The 14,844-nt window shown below is 61.8% G+C and carries 17 protein-coding genes, 2 tRNA genes and 1 pseudogene; 16 read left to right on the forward strand and 4 right to left on the reverse strand.

Annotated features, from left to right (window positions below):
- Window positions 1-739 precede the first annotated feature (739 nt).
- From B6V73_RS20555 to B6V73_RS17520, 3 genes are all read right to left on the reverse strand, one after another.
- On the reverse strand, window positions 740-1,561 hold the full coding sequence (locus tag B6V73_RS20555) for a hypothetical protein (RefSeq protein WP_143597937.1): 822 nt from the start codon (window positions 1,559-1,561) through the stop codon (window positions 740-742).
- Window positions 1,562-1,761: 200 nt separating this feature from the next.
- The gene (locus B6V73_RS17515) at window positions 1,762-3,381 is read right to left on the reverse strand and encodes a DUF6538 domain-containing protein (protein WP_143597938.1); all 1,620 of its coding nucleotides are present in this window, start codon (window positions 3,379-3,381) and stop codon (window positions 1,762-1,764) included.
- Window positions 3,382-3,460: 79 nt separating this feature from the next.
- A tRNA-Thr gene (locus tag B6V73_RS17520) sits at window positions 3,461-3,535 on the reverse strand.
- Between the two features lie 118 nt (window positions 3,536-3,653).
- Between B6V73_RS17520 and B6V73_RS20875 the strand changes: the two genes are divergently transcribed.
- The 15 genes and pseudogenes from B6V73_RS20875 to B6V73_RS21185 form a co-directional block, all read left to right on the forward strand.
- Window positions 3,654-3,824, forward strand: a complete 171-nt coding sequence (locus B6V73_RS20875) for a hypothetical protein (RefSeq protein WP_167733383.1) — start codon at window positions 3,654-3,656, stop codon at window positions 3,822-3,824.
- Window position 3,825: 1 nt separating this feature from the next.
- Window positions 3,826-5,094, forward strand: a complete 1,269-nt coding sequence (gene murA / locus B6V73_RS17525; RefSeq protein WP_088725951.1) for a UDP-N-acetylglucosamine 1-carboxyvinyltransferase — start codon at window positions 3,826-3,828, stop codon at window positions 5,092-5,094.
- Window positions 5,095-5,145: 51 nt separating this feature from the next.
- The gene (locus B6V73_RS17530; RefSeq protein ID WP_088720320.1) at window positions 5,146-5,625 is read left to right on the forward strand and encodes a DUF2948 family protein; all 480 of its coding nucleotides are present in this window, start codon (window positions 5,146-5,148) and stop codon (window positions 5,623-5,625) included.
- 137 nt (window positions 5,626-5,762) lie between these two features.
- Window positions 5,763-7,076: a histidinol dehydrogenase gene (hisD, locus tag B6V73_RS17535; protein ID WP_088725952.1), complete on the forward strand. Its 1,314-nt coding sequence runs from the start codon at window positions 5,763-5,765 to the stop codon at window positions 7,074-7,076.
- Entirely contained in the window at window positions 7,076-7,552 is a 477-nt protein-coding gene (locus B6V73_RS17540; RefSeq protein WP_075775990.1) for a UPF0262 family protein, read from the forward strand. The genes hisD and B6V73_RS17540 overlap by 1 nt, the downstream gene beginning before the upstream one ends.
- Window positions 7,553-7,557: 5 nt before the next feature.
- Complete coding sequence (locus B6V73_RS17545) at window positions 7,558-8,010, forward strand: low molecular weight phosphatase family protein (RefSeq protein WP_075775991.1); 453 nt, start codon at window positions 7,558-7,560, stop codon at window positions 8,008-8,010.
- A gap of 4 nt (window positions 8,011-8,014) precedes the next feature.
- Entirely contained in the window at window positions 8,015-8,422 is a 408-nt protein-coding gene (locus tag B6V73_RS17550) for a ketosteroid isomerase-related protein (protein WP_075775992.1), read from the forward strand.
- Window positions 8,422-9,003, forward strand: a complete 582-nt coding sequence (locus B6V73_RS17555) for a GNAT family N-acetyltransferase (RefSeq protein ID WP_088725953.1) — start codon at window positions 8,422-8,424, stop codon at window positions 9,001-9,003. The genes B6V73_RS17550 and B6V73_RS17555 overlap by 1 nt, the downstream gene beginning before the upstream one ends.
- 8 nt (window positions 9,004-9,011) lie before the next feature.
- Window positions 9,012-9,905, forward strand: a complete 894-nt coding sequence (locus B6V73_RS17560; protein WP_088725992.1) for a carbon-nitrogen hydrolase family protein — start codon at window positions 9,012-9,014, stop codon at window positions 9,903-9,905.
- Window positions 9,906-9,987: 82 nt separating this feature from the next.
- Window positions 9,988-10,206: a translation initiation factor IF-1 gene (gene infA / locus B6V73_RS17565; RefSeq protein ID WP_010397442.1), complete on the forward strand. Its 219-nt coding sequence runs from the start codon at window positions 9,988-9,990 to the stop codon at window positions 10,204-10,206.
- Window positions 10,203-10,772: a Maf family protein gene (locus tag B6V73_RS17570; RefSeq protein ID WP_088725954.1), complete on the forward strand. Its 570-nt coding sequence runs from the start codon at window positions 10,203-10,205 to the stop codon at window positions 10,770-10,772. The genes infA and B6V73_RS17570 overlap by 4 nt, the downstream gene beginning before the upstream one ends.
- A complete protein-coding gene (locus B6V73_RS17575) occupies window positions 10,772-11,824 on the forward strand; it encodes a ribonuclease E/G (protein ID WP_088725955.1) in 1,053 nt (350 codons plus the stop codon). The genes B6V73_RS17570 and B6V73_RS17575 overlap by 1 nt, the downstream gene beginning before the upstream one ends.
- Window positions 11,821-12,012, forward strand: a complete 192-nt coding sequence (gene yacG, locus B6V73_RS17580; RefSeq protein WP_088720315.1) for a DNA gyrase inhibitor YacG — start codon at window positions 11,821-11,823, stop codon at window positions 12,010-12,012. Before B6V73_RS17575 ends, yacG begins: the two co-directional genes overlap by 4 nt.
- Before the next feature lie 99 nt (window positions 12,013-12,111).
- A tRNA-Phe gene (locus B6V73_RS17585) sits at window positions 12,112-12,187 on the forward strand.
- Between the two features lie 209 nt (window positions 12,188-12,396).
- Window positions 12,397-12,516: pseudogene (locus B6V73_RS21185) on the forward strand (integrase); the annotation flags it as partial.
- A 142-nt stretch (window positions 12,517-12,658) separates the two neighbouring features.
- Here B6V73_RS21185 and B6V73_RS17595 read toward each other — a convergent pair.
- The gene (locus B6V73_RS17595; protein ID WP_143597939.1) at window positions 12,659-13,312 is read right to left on the reverse strand and encodes a hypothetical protein; all 654 of its coding nucleotides are present in this window, start codon (window positions 13,310-13,312) and stop codon (window positions 12,659-12,661) included.
- Between the two features lie 177 nt (window positions 13,313-13,489).
- Between B6V73_RS17595 and B6V73_RS17600 the strand changes: the two genes are divergently transcribed.
- Complete coding sequence (locus B6V73_RS17600) at window positions 13,490-14,842, forward strand: sigma-54 dependent transcriptional regulator (protein WP_088725957.1); 1,353 nt, start codon at window positions 13,490-13,492, stop codon at window positions 14,840-14,842.
- Window positions 14,843-14,844 lie beyond the last annotated feature (2 nt).

Below are 14,844 nucleotides of genomic sequence, written 5' to 3' on the forward strand. Positions count from 1 at the left end.
GCCGCATCGACGAACTTCTCCCGTGGAACTTCAAGCCGTCAAGCTGAACCTGAGGTGGGATGCAGCCGCCGCTTACGTTTTTCCTTGCTCATTCTGGTGATCTCTTCGATTTAAAGGGTCCACGTCGCTGGTCCCAGCCTATGCAAAATGCACAGTCAGTAGCTGCATACCTTCGCTATGGCGAAAGCTCTGCCTCAGGCCCTCACCAGCGGAGCCATGCCCCGGCGAAGAGAACCCGAGGCAGAAGCCAAGGACCAGTTGGAGGGGAAGACATGGGTGACCTCACGCGTCCCCGTCGGGACAGCAACCACCACACGAATCGCCTTTCTCCGATGGTGGGCCGCAATTGTTGGCTCAGACAGATACAGCTTTTCATCGGCCATGATCGAGCCTCCGTCCTTGCGGAGCGGGGCAGCTCCGTCGCTCGGTTTGTGGTGGAGATCTCTTGCTTGAGGATCTCGTCTCGCGGGGGCACGAGATAGAGACTGATCTCACGTACGCAGTTCGTTTGACGGCCCGGAAAACCTGTGAGCGAAGGGGTAATTCCTTTTGCGCGACTGAAATGTGGAAAGGTCGCGGAGTTCTGGTTGTTTTTTGATTGGAAACTGCGAGGGGTGCGGCTGGTCGGTTCTTACACATTTGGGTGGGCGTCACCGTCGGCCGTCGACGCCAGCGGCACATAACGGCGGCCCGCCATCGCTGAATGAAGTTGGCAATAGTGTATCCGTGTCCTTAGCTCTTAACGAGTGCCTGAGAAAACATCACACGCTTTAGTGACGTTTGCCACTGACTTCTTGAGTAAAGCCTCATCATCCATTTGATCGAATCTGAGTTGCAAAGCCCCGAGAGAGAAAACAGCTCGGGCTTTGGTGTCTTGTGAGGTGAAGGTGAAGTCGATGTTTCGGTATGTCCCAATGTTTCTATGCAATTCACGCAGAAAGGCATCAATGAAATCTATATTTGTAACCGCAAAAGCTATCATGTCACCATCATCGAGCCGCATTCCGCTGGCGGAAATTTTTTTCGCGCCCGTGTTCATTACTACATCTTGGAACTGTCCCGCTTCCGGCGTTGTTTGATCCGTTGCGAAGAATAGCATTGGCGTTTCCTGTTCTGAACAAGCGACCTTCATGAAGCCGGTATCGACCTTGGAGCTTTCTCCAGTCTTTTTCCTAATGCTCCGGGTGAGCGGTAGGAGCATCTCCGCGCTTAAGCTGTCGACTTGTATGCCGAAGGGGTAATCGCCTAATTTCGGTGTTACGATGTACCATCTATACCCGTCACATGGGAGAAACGTGAGTTGAGGAGCATCGACTTCTCGCGCTTTGCACCAGCCTTTGGCTTCGATTTGTTTTTCGAGAATCTCCGCTCGACGACAAGTTGCGTCATGCGCCGGATCGTTGAAGTCGAGATCGACGCACTTCTTAAGCGCTGCATTTCGTTCTGATATGCTAGCTAGAATTTCTTGTGGCGGCGAACTAGATGCGCAAGCTTCGCTACTGCCTATAATACCCATAAAAACGATGAGGGCGATTAAGAGAGGAAAGCTCTTTAGGTTCATTCTTCTGGTCCCAAACTAATTATTTTTTTGTATGAGGTCGCACTCAAGCCACAGCTTCTCAAGCTATCTTTCGTATCTCAAGCGTGAATATATACCATTCACCTAGATGTCGTGAAACCGCGGCACTCTCAAGAGTACTCACCTTATGCAGGCCATATGGCCGTAACGCGGAAAGCTTTAGAGTGATTAAAGCGGTGAATTCATCGTTCCGCTGACGTCGAGTGGCGTGCTTGTAGGAGTGAAGGCACTTTCCTTATTTCTCGCGCTAGGCCCGGCAGCATCACGTCGCTTTTCCCGTAGCTCTCAGCCGATCGGCCTGTTGCCCGGCCCGTGATATAGGTCTTCGCGCTATCGCTTACGCCTGCCGACATGGCAACGTCCTCGAAGAGGTGCCGCCAGCCGTGGTTCGGTGCGAGTTCGTCTCGGTCAAGGCCGACCGTATTGCGCACCCAGTCCGATACGTTCTGCCCTGCACGCTTCACGAACAGCCGCTCCTTGTGTCTGCTTTGGTGGCTCGCGGTGAAGCGCATGAGGCCTTCCTCAATGAGAAGTGGGTCGACGGGTACCCGCCTTATGCCGTAAGCGTTCTTGAGGCTCTTCCCGCCCTTCGTCGTCATGCGGTAGAACCAGTCACCCTCGTACTGGAAGAAGTCGGAGGGAGTGAGTTGTGCAACCTCTTCAACCCGCGCCCCCGAATAGGCGCAGAGCCATGGAAGCCAGCGCAGCTCAGGTTTGCCCTCGAGCCTTGCTGCTTGGAGGATTGATTTTGCTTCATCCATTCGGAGCGTTCGATCTTCGCTCGAGACCCCGTTTCTCTCTGTGAGCTGGACGAGGTCCAACGGGTTGCCCTGTGGGAAAAGCTCGCCAAAGGATTGCTTCCTTGCCCACTCAACGATGCTCCGTAAGTTCTGGAGGCGTTGCCGGACAGACGAGTTGGAGAGCTTGCCGGAAGCGAGAAGGTACTGCTGCCATTTGTCAGCTTCTCTCGCCGTGATCGTCGCGACGAGTTCGTTGCCCCGAAAGGCTACAAAATTCCGCGCCACCTTCTGGTACTTGTCCACGGATTTGTCAGGGAGGGGCTTCGATTGCTGACCAGACGCTCGCCGCTCGACTTCGCGGGCAATCGTGTCTGAGAGCGTGGTGCGTGGTTCGGCTTCAACTGACCTCTTCGCTGGTTCGCGCGGGCTGTTGAACTCAGGGTAGCGTGTGGTTTCGTCGCTCTCCGAGTAGTCGCCCTGAGCCTTCGCGATGTTGATGCGGCTCACGTCTTGCATTGCTGCTGCAACCTGCTCGATCAGCTTCCTCCGGCTGGCTTCATCCACCTCAAGCGCCCGGCGGGAAAGCGCGGCATCGACCAACCCGCCAAACCGCTTCTCCATGTCCCGCTCGCGGGTGTGTGGTGTGGGGACCGCCAACGGGTTTGCGGTGCCAGTCACCGCTTGCGCATCCGCCAAGGCCACGTCGTCCCACATCGCGACCTCTCCGGGGTTCTCGTCGAGGAAGCGGATGAAATCGCTTCTTACCTCGCCAGCGAGAGCGAGCGTCTGCCTGTGGCTGAGCTTGACCGTCCCTTGGCGCAATGCATCCCAGCGCTCTTCCAGATCACTCAGCACTTCACTGAAGCGGCGTCGTGCTTCCCCCCTGTCCTTGGTGCGGAGGGAGACCTTCACATGGCTCGTCATCTTAGGGAAGCTCGTGTGTTCGGCGACGTGCACAGGGGCGCTTTTCCCTCGTGCCAGCTCGACCACGTCGCGCGGAACGTGAAGGCGCAGGTAATACGTTGATCCGATTTTGACGGGGTTGGGCATGGTCTGTCTCATGTGTACCACCTTCGTGTACCAGTAGAGGCGGCACGAGTTCCTGTGTGGTAGGAACGCTGGTGATTTCAATGAGTTGTGGTGGTGCTGCTGGAGAGACTTGAACTCTCGACCTCTCCCTTACCAAGGGAGTGCTCTACCGCTGAGCTACAGCAGCGCCGGTTTCGGTCCGTCGCTTCGACCGTGGCGGGGATTTAGACGCAATCGCGCGGGGGTGCAAGGGCAAATCTTGCTCTCTCTCGACAGGATTTCGCAGGCGGGTTAAACGGGGCGCCATGACAGGCGGTAAGAAAGACGGATCGGGCACGTCCCGCGAGGCGGGGTTGAGCCGCGAAGAGCGTCGGGCGCAGGCGCTCCGGGCGAATCTGCAGCGGCGCAAGGCGCAGGCGCGCGCGCGCAAATCCGAATCCAAGCCGCCGAATAACAACGAATCCGAGGGCAGTTGAAATGGACAGCATCGTCGTACGCGGCAACGGGCCTCTTTCCGGCCAAATCCCGATCGCGGGGGCGAAGAACGCCTGTCTCGCGCTGATGCCGGCCACGCTTCTGAGCGATGAGCCGCTGACCCTGACCAATGCGCCGCGCCTGTCGGACATCCGCACGATGACCGAATTGCTGGCCTCTCTCGGCGCGGAAGTGACCGCGCTGCAGGAGGGAAAGGTGCTCGCAACCTCGTGCCATGGCGAGATCAACCCGGTCGCGGATTATGAAATCGTGCGCAAGATGCGCGCGTCGAATTTGGTGCTGGGGCCGCTGCTGGCACGTCTGGGCCATGCGGTCGTCTCGCTGCCCGGCGGTTGCGCGATTGGCGCGCGTCCGATGGATATCCATGTCGATGCGCTCGCGGCGCTCGGCGCGGAGATCGAGCTGAAGGACGGCTATCTGCATGCCGAAGCGAAGGGTGGACTGAAAGGCGCGACGCATGAGATGCGCTTCGCCTCGGTCGGCGCTACCGAGAACTTCCTGATGGCGGCCTCGCTCGCCAAGGGCACATCGGTGCTGAAGAACGCCGCGCGCGAGCCGGAGATCGTCGATCTCGCGAAATGCCTGCGGGCAATGGGGGCGCAGATCGAGGGTGACGGTACCTCGGAGATCGTGATCGAGGGCGTGGATCGGCTGCACGGCGCCACGCACCCGGTGGTCGCCGACCGGATCGAACTGGGCACCTACATGCTCGCGCCCGCGATCTGCGGCGGCGAGGTGGAATGTCTGGGGGGGCGAATCGATCTGCTGGAGAGCTTCTGCGAGAAGCTCGATGCGGCGGGTATCTCGGTCGAGCAGACCCATTCCGGCCTCAAGGTCGCGCGCAAGAACGGCCGCATTCGTGCAGTCGACGTGACGACCGAGCCTTTCCCCGGCTTCCCGACGGATCTTCAGGCGCAGATGATGGCGCTTCTTTGCACCGCCGAGGGCACCAGCGTTCTTGAAGAGAAGATTTTCGAGAATCGCTTCATGCACGCGCCCGAGCTTATGCGGATGGGCGCGAATATAGAGGTCCATGGCGGCCATGCGACGGTCCATGGCGTCGACAAGCTCAAGGGCGCGCCGGTGATGGCGACCGATCTGCGGGCCTCCGTTTCGCTGATCCTCGCGGGGCTGGCCGCCGAGGGCGAGACCGTCGTCAGTCGTGTCTATCACCTCGATCGCGGCTATGAGCGCGTCGAGGAGAAGCTGGCGGGCGTCGGCGCCCATATCGAGCGCGTGAAAGCGAATTGATCGGCTGGCAATCCCCGCCATCTCCCCCATATCGAATGTAGAGGTGACCCAATGACCCGTGACGCGAAATTCGAAGAGGGTGGCGAAGGCGCGATCGCGCTGCGCGCCGAGACCAAGGACGACCTGCCCGTGATTGCGGCGCTGGTGCAGGACGCCGTGCTGCCGATCACCGAGATCGCGTGGGAGGCGAAATCCCGTCGTCTCGCGCTGCTGATCAATCGCTTCCGCTGGGAAGACAAGGCGCAGGCCGAGGCCGAGAAGCGGCCCTACGAGCGCGTGCGCTCTCTGCTGGTGATCTCGGACGTCACCCATGTCGCGAGCATGGGCATCGATCGGTCGGATCGCGACGTGGTGCTCTCGATCCTCGACGTCACCTTCGAGGAGGCGGAAGACGGGGCGGGGCGTGTGACCCTGACGCTGGCGGGCGATGGTGCGCTGGCGGCGGATGTCGAATGTCTCGATGTCGATCTGCGTGATGTGGAGCGGCCTTATCGCGCACCCTCCGGCAAGGTGCCGCATCATCCCGAGTGAGCCGAGTTTTGCCGCCGGGGTTGCCTCCGGCGGAGATATTTTCGCCAAGTCGAATTGGAATTGCCTTTGCGGGCAGCGTCGTGCTTGCGGGGCAGGGCCGGAGTCTCTAATCCGAAAAGCGGAAAAGGAGACTGTCGATGCCGCATTTTCTGGACACGCGCGAAGATGGGTTTGAAGCCCGGTTTGTCGAACTTCTGGGGATGAAGCGCGAGGACAGTCCCGATGTGGATGCTGTCGTGGCCGAGATCATCGCAGATATCCGCAAGCGGGGCGATGCGGCGCTGATCGAGCTGACCGCGAAATTCGACCGGCTGGAGCTGGCGCCCGAGACGCTGGCTTTCTCTCCCGACGAAATCGAGGCCGAGGTCGCGAAAGTGCCTGCCGAGGAGCGCGCGGCGCTGGAACTGGCGGCCGAGCGCATCCGCGCCTATCACGAGCGTCAGATGCCGCATGACGCGCGCTGGATCGATGCGAGCGGGGCGGAGCTTGGCTGGCGCTGGGGACCGGTTTCGGCGGCGGGGCTCTATGTACCCGGCGGATTGGCGAGCTATCCCTCTTCGGTGCTGATGAACGCAATCCCGGCGAAGGTCGCGGGCGTAGAGCGGCTTGTGGTCGCCTGCCCGACGCCGGGCGGGGCGGTGAACCCGTTGGTGCTGCTGGCGGCGCAACTCGCGGGAGTCGATACGGTTTACCGGATGGGCGGCGCGCAGGCGATTGCAGCGCTGGCCTACGGGACCGAGACGGTCACGGCGGTCGACAAGATCACCGGGCCGGGCAACGCTTTCGTCGCGGCGGCAAAGCGCCGCGTGTTCGGGCGCGTGGGCATCGACATGATCGCGGGGCCGTCCGAAATCCTCGTGATCGCGGACGGCACGGGCGATCCGGACTGGATCGCGCTCGACCTGATGAGCCAGGCCGAGCATGACGAGAGCGCGCAGGCGATCCTGATCACCACCGACGAGGCCTTCGGCGAGGCGGTTGTGGCGGCGGTCGAAAAACGGCTCGAGACGCTGGAGCGCCGCGCCATCGCGGGCGCCAGCTGGCGCGATTTCGGGGCGGTGATCGTCGCGCGGGATCTGATGGAGGCAGCCGAGCTGTCGAACCGGGTAGCCCCCGAGCATCTGGAACTTTGCGTCGCCGATCCCGATTGGCTGGCGGAAGCGATCACACACGCGGGTGCCATTTTCCTTGGTGCCTACACGCCCGAAGCGATCGGCGACTATATTGGCGGGCCGAACCACGTTCTGCCCACGGCGCGCTCGGCGCGGTTTTCCTCAGGCCTCTCGGTGATGGATTTCATCAAGCGCACGACCATGGCGAAGATGACGCCCGGCGCGCTGAAGGCGATCGGCCCTTCGGCGGAGATTCTGGCGAAATCGGAAAGCCTCGAGGCGCATGGGCTGTCGGTGCGTGCGCGGCTCGATGCGCTCAATGACGAAGAGGAGGGGTGATGGCCCGGATTTCGCATATCCAGCTGGATACGAGCGGCCTTCCCGCGCCCTCGCCCGAGATCGAGCAGGAGCGCAAGGTCGCGATCTACGACCTGCTCGAGGATAACAGCTTCGACATCCCGGGCCGTGACGGCCAACCCGCGCCGGAAGGGCCGTTCACGTTGACGCTGGCAGTGCGCGACCGGCGGCTGGTCTTCGACACCGAAACCGAGAGCGGCGCGAAAGTGGCGGAGTTCCATCTGTCCTTCGGCCCGTTCCGGCAGGCGGTGAAGGACTATTTCCAGATCTGCGAGAGCTATTTCGAGGCGGTCAAGAAACTGCCGCCCAGCCAGATCGAAGCGATCGACATGGCGCGGCGCGGCATACACAACGAAGGCGCGCGCATCCTGCAGGAACGCCTTGAAGGCAAGGCCGAGATCGACATCGACACGGCGCGGCGCCTCTTCACCCTCGTTGCCGTTCTCGCCCCGAGGTAATCGGAATGGGCGAGATCCCCAACTCCGTTCTTTTTGCGTGCGATCATAACTCCACGCGCTCCCCGATGGCCGAGGGGATGATGAAGAAATTCTACGGCACCGAATGTTACGTGCAGTCAGTGGGCGTGAAGGCCGATCTGGAGATCGACGGGTTCACCATCGCGGTGATGGCGGAGATTGGCGTCAATCTGGAGCGACACCGCGCGCGCTCTTTCACCGAGTTGCAGGAATGGGGCGACGATCTGTCGGCCTTCGATCTGGTGATCGCACTTTCGCCCGCCTCGCAGCGTCAGGCGTTGGAACTGACGCGGTTTTTCCATCTCGACGTGGAATATTGGCCGATTCTCGACCCGACCGGGATTGGCGAGACGCGCGAGGCCAAACTCGCCGCCTATCGCGACACCCGCGACCAGATCCGTCGTCATCTCATCGACCGTTTCGGCCCCCCTCAGGAGTAAGACCATGCCTCGCGCCCGCGCTCTCGACACGATCACGCGTTACTACGATGCCTTCAACGAAGGCGATACCAAGGCGATGGAGCGGCTGCTGGGCGAGCCCTTTGCGCATCATGTGAACGAGGGGAAAATCCGCCACGGGATCGAGGCGTTCCGCGAATTCAACGCGCATATGAGCCGCTGCTATCGCGAGCAACTGACCGACATGGTGATCATGGCGAACGATGCCGGCACCCGCGGTGCGGCAGAGTTCATCGTGAACGGCGTCTATCTGGAGACCGATGACGGGCTGCCCGAGGCGCATGGGCAAAGCTATGTCCTGCCGGCGGGAGCGTTCTTCACGCTCGACGAGGGCAAGATCACGCGCGTGGTCACCTATTACAACCTCGCCGACTGGATCGCGCAGGTCTCGTGATGGAGGTGCGGCGGTTGACCGGTGAGGCGCTGGATGCGGCGCTTGACGACGTGGCGCGGCTGCGGATCGCGGTCTTCCGGGACTGGCCCTACATCTATGACGGCTCGCTGGAGTATGAGCGGCGTTATATCCAGAGCTACCGCGAGAGCGATGCGGCGGTGGTCGTCGGCGCGTTCGACGGGACGACATTGGTTGGAGCGGCCACGGGCACGCCGCTGGAAGATCACGCCGATGATTTCGCGGCACCTTTCGCAGGCACCGGGTTGCAGCTGGAAGACGTGTTCTACTGCGCCGAGTCGGTGCTGCTGCCCGACTATCGCGGGCAGGGGCTCGGTCACGCCTTCTTCGACCACCGCGAGGCCCATGCGCGCCAGCTGGGGCGCTGTCATTCGGTCTTCTGCTCGGTGATCCGGCCCGACGATCATCCCTTGAAGCCCGCCGATTACCGCCCGCTCGACGGGTTTTGGCGTAAGCGGGGCTATGCGCCGATGGAGGGCGTAATCGCGCGGTTCAAATGGACCGATCTAGGTGAGGATCAGCAGACCGAGAAGGCGCTGCAATTCTGGGGACGCCCGCTGTGAGCCGCGATGTGACGATAGCCGCCGCGGCTTATCCGCTCGACTGGTTCGACGACTGGTCGGGCTACGCGGCGAAGGTTACGACTTGGGTGACCGAGGCCGCCGGGCAGGGCGCGCTGCTTCTGGTTTTTCCCGAATACGGCGCGATGGAGTTGGCCAGCCTCGGCGGTGCAGAGGTTGCGGCTGACCTGGAAGCCGCGCTGGCGCATGTCGCCGGATTGCGCGCGGATATGGAGACGCTGTTCGCAAATCTCGCGGTAAAACATGGCGTGCATATCCTCGCCCCCTCCGGCACCGTCATCGAAGGGCCTAAGCGCGTGAACCGGGCGAGCCTGTTCGGTCCCGGCGGGCTGATCGGGCATCAGGACAAGGCGATCATGACGCGGTTCGAGCGCGAGATCTGGCATGTCGATGCGGGCGAGGGGCTGGTGCTTTTCGACACCGCGCTCGGCAAGATCGGCGTCACCATCTGCTACGACAGCGAATTCCCCCTGCTGGCGCGCGCGCTGGCCGAGGCGGGGGCCGAGATCATCCTCGTGCCCTCCTGCACCGACACGCTCGCGGGCTATAACCGGGTGCGGATAGGTGCGATGGCGCGGGCGCTGGAAAACCAATGCGTGACCGTTCAGGCGCCGACCGTGGGCGATGCGCTTTGGTGCCCGGCGGTGGACGAGAACCGGGGCACGGCTGCGATCTTCGCGCCGCCCGATGGGCTTTGGCCCGAAAGCGGGGTCGTGGCCGAAGGGGCCCCCGACTCACCCGGATGGACCTTCGCGACGGTGGACTTGGATCGCGTCGCGCAAAGCCGGACTGCAGGAGCTGTTTTGCCCTACAAACATTGGTCCGAGCAGTCTGAGGCGGCCCAAATAATCCGGATCGCCTCGGAAAACCCCGCCCAGCCTTGACATTCCCCTTGAATTTCGCGGCTTACGGGCGCATTTAAACGCTCGCCCGCAGATGGCGCGGGTAACCATTTACGGAGTGACCATGGCCAAGGAAGAAATGCTCGAATTTCCCGGTGTCGTGAAGGAACTCCTGCCTAACGCGACGTTTCGGGTCGAGCTGGAAAACGGCCATGAGATCATCGCGCATATGGCAGGCAAGATGCGTAAGAACCGCATCCGCGTTCTGGCAGGCGACAAGGTTCAGGTGGAAATGAACACCTACGACCTCACGAAGGGTCGTATCAACTACCGCTTCAAGTGAAGCTGATCCTCGGCTCGGCGAGCCCGCGGCGGCGAGAGCTTCTGGCCCAGCTCGGGCTGGAGCCTTTTGACGTGCGCCCCGCCGATATCGACGAAACGCCGTTCAAAGGCGAGGCCGCGCGCGACTATGTCGCTCGCATGGCCCGCGAGAAAGCGATGGCGCTTGATGTGGCAGACGACGAGGTGCTGTTGAGCGCCGATACCACGGTGACCTGCGGGCGCCGCATCTTGGGCAAACCCGAAGACGAGAAGGAGGCGGCGGAGTTCCTCTGGCTGCTCTCCGGGCGTCGGCACCATGTGTTTACCGGCGTGGCGATCCGCACGGCGCAGGGCCTGCGCGAGCGGCTCGTCGATACGGTGGTGAAGTTCAAACCGCTTAGCGACGAGGACGTGAACGGCTATCTCGCCTCGGGCGAATGGCACGGCAAGGCGGGTGGCTACGCCATCCAGGGGCGCGGCGGCGCGTTCGTGCCGTGGATCCAGGGCTCGTTCACCGCTGTAGTCGGGCTGCCGCTCGCAGAAACCGCAACGCTGCTCGCAAGCGCGGGCATTCGAGGGGAAGTGTAATGCAGGGGCGTGTGGTTCTGCTGGACGAAATCGCCGGTCGCGAAGCGGCGGCGCTGATGGTCGACGGGCAACTCGAAGACCTGATCATCGACACTTCCGACGAGATCAGCTTTGCCCCCGGCGCGATTCTGCGCGGCACGATCGGTCGCCAGATGAAAGGGCAGGGCGGCGTCTTCGTCGATCTGCCCGAAGGCGCGCGCGGCTTCCTGAAAGAGGTGAAGGGGCTCGCCCCCCGCCAGACCGTGATCTGCATGGTCTCCGGCGGCACCGAGCCCGGCAAGGCGCTGCCTGTGACGCTGCGGGTGCTGTTCAAGTCGCGCTACGGCATCGTCACCCCCGGCGCGCCCGGCATCAACGTCTCCCGGCGGATCCATGAAGAGAATCTGCGCGCCGATCTGCAGGCAGCAGCCGAGGCGGTGATGGAAGGCTCGGATATGGGCGTGATCCTGCGCTCTGCCGCGGCCCATGTGTCGCTCGAAGAGGTGGCAGAAGATGTCGCCGCGATGCGCGAGCTGGCCGAGGCCGTGACTAACGATACTGAAGGCGGGCCGGAGTTGCTCGTCGACGCGCCCGATCCGCATGAAGAAGCCTGGCGCGACTGGGCCGAACCCCTGCCCGACGAGGTGATCGAAGGCGGGTTCGACGATCACGGCGTCACCGACGCGATCGAAGCGCTTCTGCACCCGCGTGTCGATCTGCCAGGCGGCGCTCATCTGATGATCGAGCCGACCCGCGCCCTGATCGCGGTCGACGTCAACACCGGCAACGACACGACGCCCGCCGCGGCGCTGAAGGCGAATATCGCCGCGGCCCGAGAGTTGCCGCGTCAACTGCGCTTGCGTGGCCTTGGGGGGCAGGTCGTGATCGACTTCGCCCCGATGCCCAAGCGCGACCGTCAGGCGCTGGAGCAGCAGCTGCGCCGCGCCGTAAAAGGCGAGCCAGAGACCTCGCTCGCAGGCTGGACGCCGCTGGGCAATTTCGAGATGCAACGCAAGCGCGACCGCGTGCCGCTCGCACGTCTCTTGCGGGGCCAGACGACGGAGGCGATATGAGCTGCCCAATCTGCGGCAAGGAGGCCGACCCGAAATACCGCCCCTTCTGTTCAAAGCGCTGTGCCGACGTCGATCTGGCGCGCTGGCTGAACGGCTCCTACGTCATTCCCGGCGATATCGCCGAGGAAGAAGAGCGCGCGCCGACCGGCCTCGCGGGCGATGATTTGCCCCCCGGCAAGCCGCACTGAAAACCTTTCGCAAGATCGCGGAAATTTCTGCGAAATCCCTCTGGACAGCCCCCGCGCCCTCGTCTAGTAACCGCTCCACCAAGACCGAAAGGTCGAAGTGCCCGGATAGCTCAGTTGGTAGAGCAGCGGATTGAAAATCCGCGTGTCGGTGGTTCGAATCCGCCTCCGGGCACCACTTAAATCCCTGAAATTGAGCGAAGCTTTCGCCTTACCTTGTGTTGGGTCAGCTGGCATATTGGCCGTAATCGGCCTGGGACTCCGCCGGGGCTCCTTTTCCCAAACTACCAGATATCCAACACGTCATGCGGGTCGGGCAGCGAATCTTCTGAGAAGTTCGCTTCCCTTGCGCGGCACGTCGAAAGCGAGATTGTCAGATCTGCGCCGCCTGCTTTATTCGGCACGCATTCTTTCCGCCGGATCAAAGTTGCCCGGTTCCACCGTAAGACAGGAAATCAGCGCGCGGTTCGACTGCTCGGTCGCACGAAGATGGACAGCACCCGATAGTCTGGTTTCGAACTCGAAGAAGACCTCGCGATTTCCGAGGCTATAGCGATCTGATTATTTGGGCCGCCGTTCATAGCGCCCGCAGCTGCCATGCGCCGAAGACTTCTAAGTTTCTATGGGCTGAACTTTCTGCGGCTTGTGGCTACTGCCGGATCAGGCGCACCGTGAACCCACCGGCACTCATGGCGAATGTGGCGAGCTTGCGGGCGGTATAAGCAAGCTGCACATCGAACGACTTGAAGTAAAACGGAAAGACATACCCAGGCCCCATGGCAACTTTGTAGGACATGTCGCAGATCACCGTGTCATCGTTTTGCTTCTTCGCCGTCGTGGCCATCTGAACCACGCGTCGGCCATCATACATGGCCATCGGCGAAGGACAGGTTTTACCGTTTGCCAGCTTTGCGAAGAATTCGGTCGGGGAGATCACGCCGGGGGGAACTTTTCCAGCGTCCGTCATCTCGGTCATTTCAGAGTGTGGGGTAATCGTCACGGCAGTCACGGTGTCCGCTTTACGGACGATCGCGATATCGCGTGTTTCGCTGCCCCGGCTCGTCCCAAGGTAATCGACCTCATTACCTTTGGCCTGCGTCACCGCCTCGAAGGTTCCGTCGTCCAAGCCGAACGGCGTGTTGTCGAGCGATAGCCGCAGCGTCGCATTGCTGCCTTGTCCTTCGAATTTCAGCGAGCCCAAGGGGCGGCGGCCCAGCGTGACATTGTAGATTTGCTTTTCGGCCGCAGCCGGTCCGGCCAGCAGGCCGGACAAAGCCGCAGCAAGAAGGAGAATACGTGTCATGAAATATCCGTAGTTTGCCGACATTCGCCGCGAAAGGTAAATCTTGCCGATAAATGCGCTTCCGAAAAAAGGAATGCCAGCCTTGAATTTCTGACCGTTTGGCGCATGAGATATAGTGTGCGGGAAAACTTGCAGGAAATTGCATAGTCTTCTGGCCGCAGCAATTGGGAGGAATGCATGCTGCAAGCGCCCGAGGACGGGAGTGATCCGCTCAGGGCGGCGCGTATTCTCATCGTCGATGACGAGCCGGGGATGCGACATTTCCTCGTCAACACTCTGAATCCCCTCGCACGCCATGTGGACAGCGCAGAAGACACCCGCGCCGCCGAAGCGATGCTCGCGGTGCGCCAATATGACATAATGGTTCTCGACAATATCATGCCGGGGCAGAAAGGTCTCGACTGGCTTCAGGCGCAGCGCTCCAAGGGCGGCTTTACCGATACGATCCTGATAACGGCCTATGCCGATTTGCAGACGGCGATCGAGGCCATGCGTGCGGGTGCCTCGGACTTCCTGATCAAACCTTTCCGCTCGAACCAGATCCTGAACGCGCTGCGCAAGTGTCTGGAACTGGCGAAGTTGAGACGCGAAAATGCGCTTTTGCGGCGGGAACTGGAGACGGCCGCCAGCGGCAATCGCCGCAAGGAACTGATCGGGGCCTCGCCTGTAATTGCTGAGGTCCGAGCGCTGTTGGAGCGTGTGGCACCCTTGTCGACGCCGGTGCTCATCACCGGCCCGTCCGGGTCGGGCAAAGAAGTCGCCGCGCGCCATCTGCATGGCCGGTCCGGGCGCGGCGCGTCCCCATTCGTCGCGATCCAGTGCGGCGCCATTCCGGCGGACATGATCGAATACGAATTGTTCGGTCACGGCGCCGGAGCCTTTAACGGCGCTCAGGCCGGACGCGAGGGATTGCTTGCTCAGGCCTCGGGAGGGACCGTTTTCCTCGACGATGTCAGCGAGTTGAGCGCAAACGCGCAGACGGCGCTTCTGCGCGTGCTTGAAGACGGCATGATCCGACCCATCGGCACCGGCCGCGACGTGCAACTGGATCTGCGTTTTGTCATCGCGTCCAGCAAGTCGCTGCAAAAGGCTGTCCAAGAGGGTCATTTCCGCGAGGACCTGCTGTTTCGCATCAACGTCATCGAGGTGGCCATGCCCCCTCTCAAGGATCGCGGCACCGATGTTCTGGACCTCGCCGAGCTGTTCCAGACCGAAATCGCGGCAGCGCTCAACCTACCGATGGTCGAGATGACCTCCGCAGTCAGGTCGGCCATGCTGCGCCACGACTGGCCTGGAAATATTCGTGAGCTGCACAATTTCGTCGAGCGCGCGCTTATCTTTGGGCGGTTCCCGCTGGAAACGCTCGGGGACGCCATTGCGCCGGGCGAAATCGCGCCTCTGGAGGACATGGAAAAGCGCGAAATTCTTCGCGCTCTCGAGGCGCTTGGCGGTAACAGGGCCGAGGCCGCACGGCGCTTGGGTGTCTCGCGCAAGACGATTGACCGAAAATGCGCGGCCTGGGGCCTGTAGGT

This window comes from Thioclava sp. JM3 (assembly GCF_002213185.1).
Classification (GTDB): Bacteria; Pseudomonadota; Alphaproteobacteria; order Rhodobacterales; family Rhodobacteraceae; genus Thioclava; species Thioclava nitratireducens.

What these genes read in the sequence shown, in the direction of transcription:
- B6V73_RS20555 (WP_143597937.1), bottom strand. Translation starts at nt 1,561, where the DNA reads ATGAACCTAAAGAGCTTTCCTCTCTTAATCGCCCTCATCGTTTTTATG.
- B6V73_RS17515 (WP_143597938.1), bottom strand. Translation starts at nt 3,381, where the DNA reads ATGAGACAGACCATGCCCAACCCCGTCAAAATCGGATCAACGTATTAC.
- B6V73_RS20875 (WP_167733383.1), top strand. Translation starts at nt 3,654, where the DNA reads ATGACAGGCGGTAAGAAAGACGGATCGGGCACGTCCCGCGAGGCGGGG.
- murA (WP_088725951.1), top strand. Translation starts at nt 3,826, where the DNA reads ATGGACAGCATCGTCGTACGCGGCAACGGGCCTCTTTCCGGCCAAATC.
- B6V73_RS17530 (WP_088720320.1), top strand. Translation starts at nt 5,146, where the DNA reads ATGACCCGTGACGCGAAATTCGAAGAGGGTGGCGAAGGCGCGATCGCG.
- hisD (WP_088725952.1), top strand. Translation starts at nt 5,763, where the DNA reads ATGCCGCATTTTCTGGACACGCGCGAAGATGGGTTTGAAGCCCGGTTT.
- B6V73_RS17540 (WP_075775990.1), top strand. Translation starts at nt 7,076, where the DNA reads ATGGCCCGGATTTCGCATATCCAGCTGGATACGAGCGGCCTTCCCGCG.
- B6V73_RS17545 (WP_075775991.1), top strand. Translation starts at nt 7,558, where the DNA reads ATGGGCGAGATCCCCAACTCCGTTCTTTTTGCGTGCGATCATAACTCC.
- B6V73_RS17550 (WP_075775992.1), top strand. Translation starts at nt 8,015, where the DNA reads ATGCCTCGCGCCCGCGCTCTCGACACGATCACGCGTTACTACGATGCC.
- B6V73_RS17555 (WP_088725953.1), top strand. Translation starts at nt 8,422, where the DNA reads ATGGAGGTGCGGCGGTTGACCGGTGAGGCGCTGGATGCGGCGCTTGAC.
- infA (WP_010397442.1), top strand. Translation starts at nt 9,988, where the DNA reads ATGGCCAAGGAAGAAATGCTCGAATTTCCCGGTGTCGTGAAGGAACTC.
- B6V73_RS17575 (WP_088725955.1), top strand. Translation starts at nt 10,772, where the DNA reads ATGCAGGGGCGTGTGGTTCTGCTGGACGAAATCGCCGGTCGCGAAGCG.
- yacG (WP_088720315.1), top strand. Translation starts at nt 11,821, where the DNA reads ATGAGCTGCCCAATCTGCGGCAAGGAGGCCGACCCGAAATACCGCCCC.
- B6V73_RS17595 (WP_143597939.1), bottom strand. Translation starts at nt 13,312, where the DNA reads ATGACACGTATTCTCCTTCTTGCTGCGGCTTTGTCCGGCCTGCTGGCC.
- B6V73_RS17600 (WP_088725957.1), top strand. Translation starts at nt 13,490, where the DNA reads ATGCTGCAAGCGCCCGAGGACGGGAGTGATCCGCTCAGGGCGGCGCGT.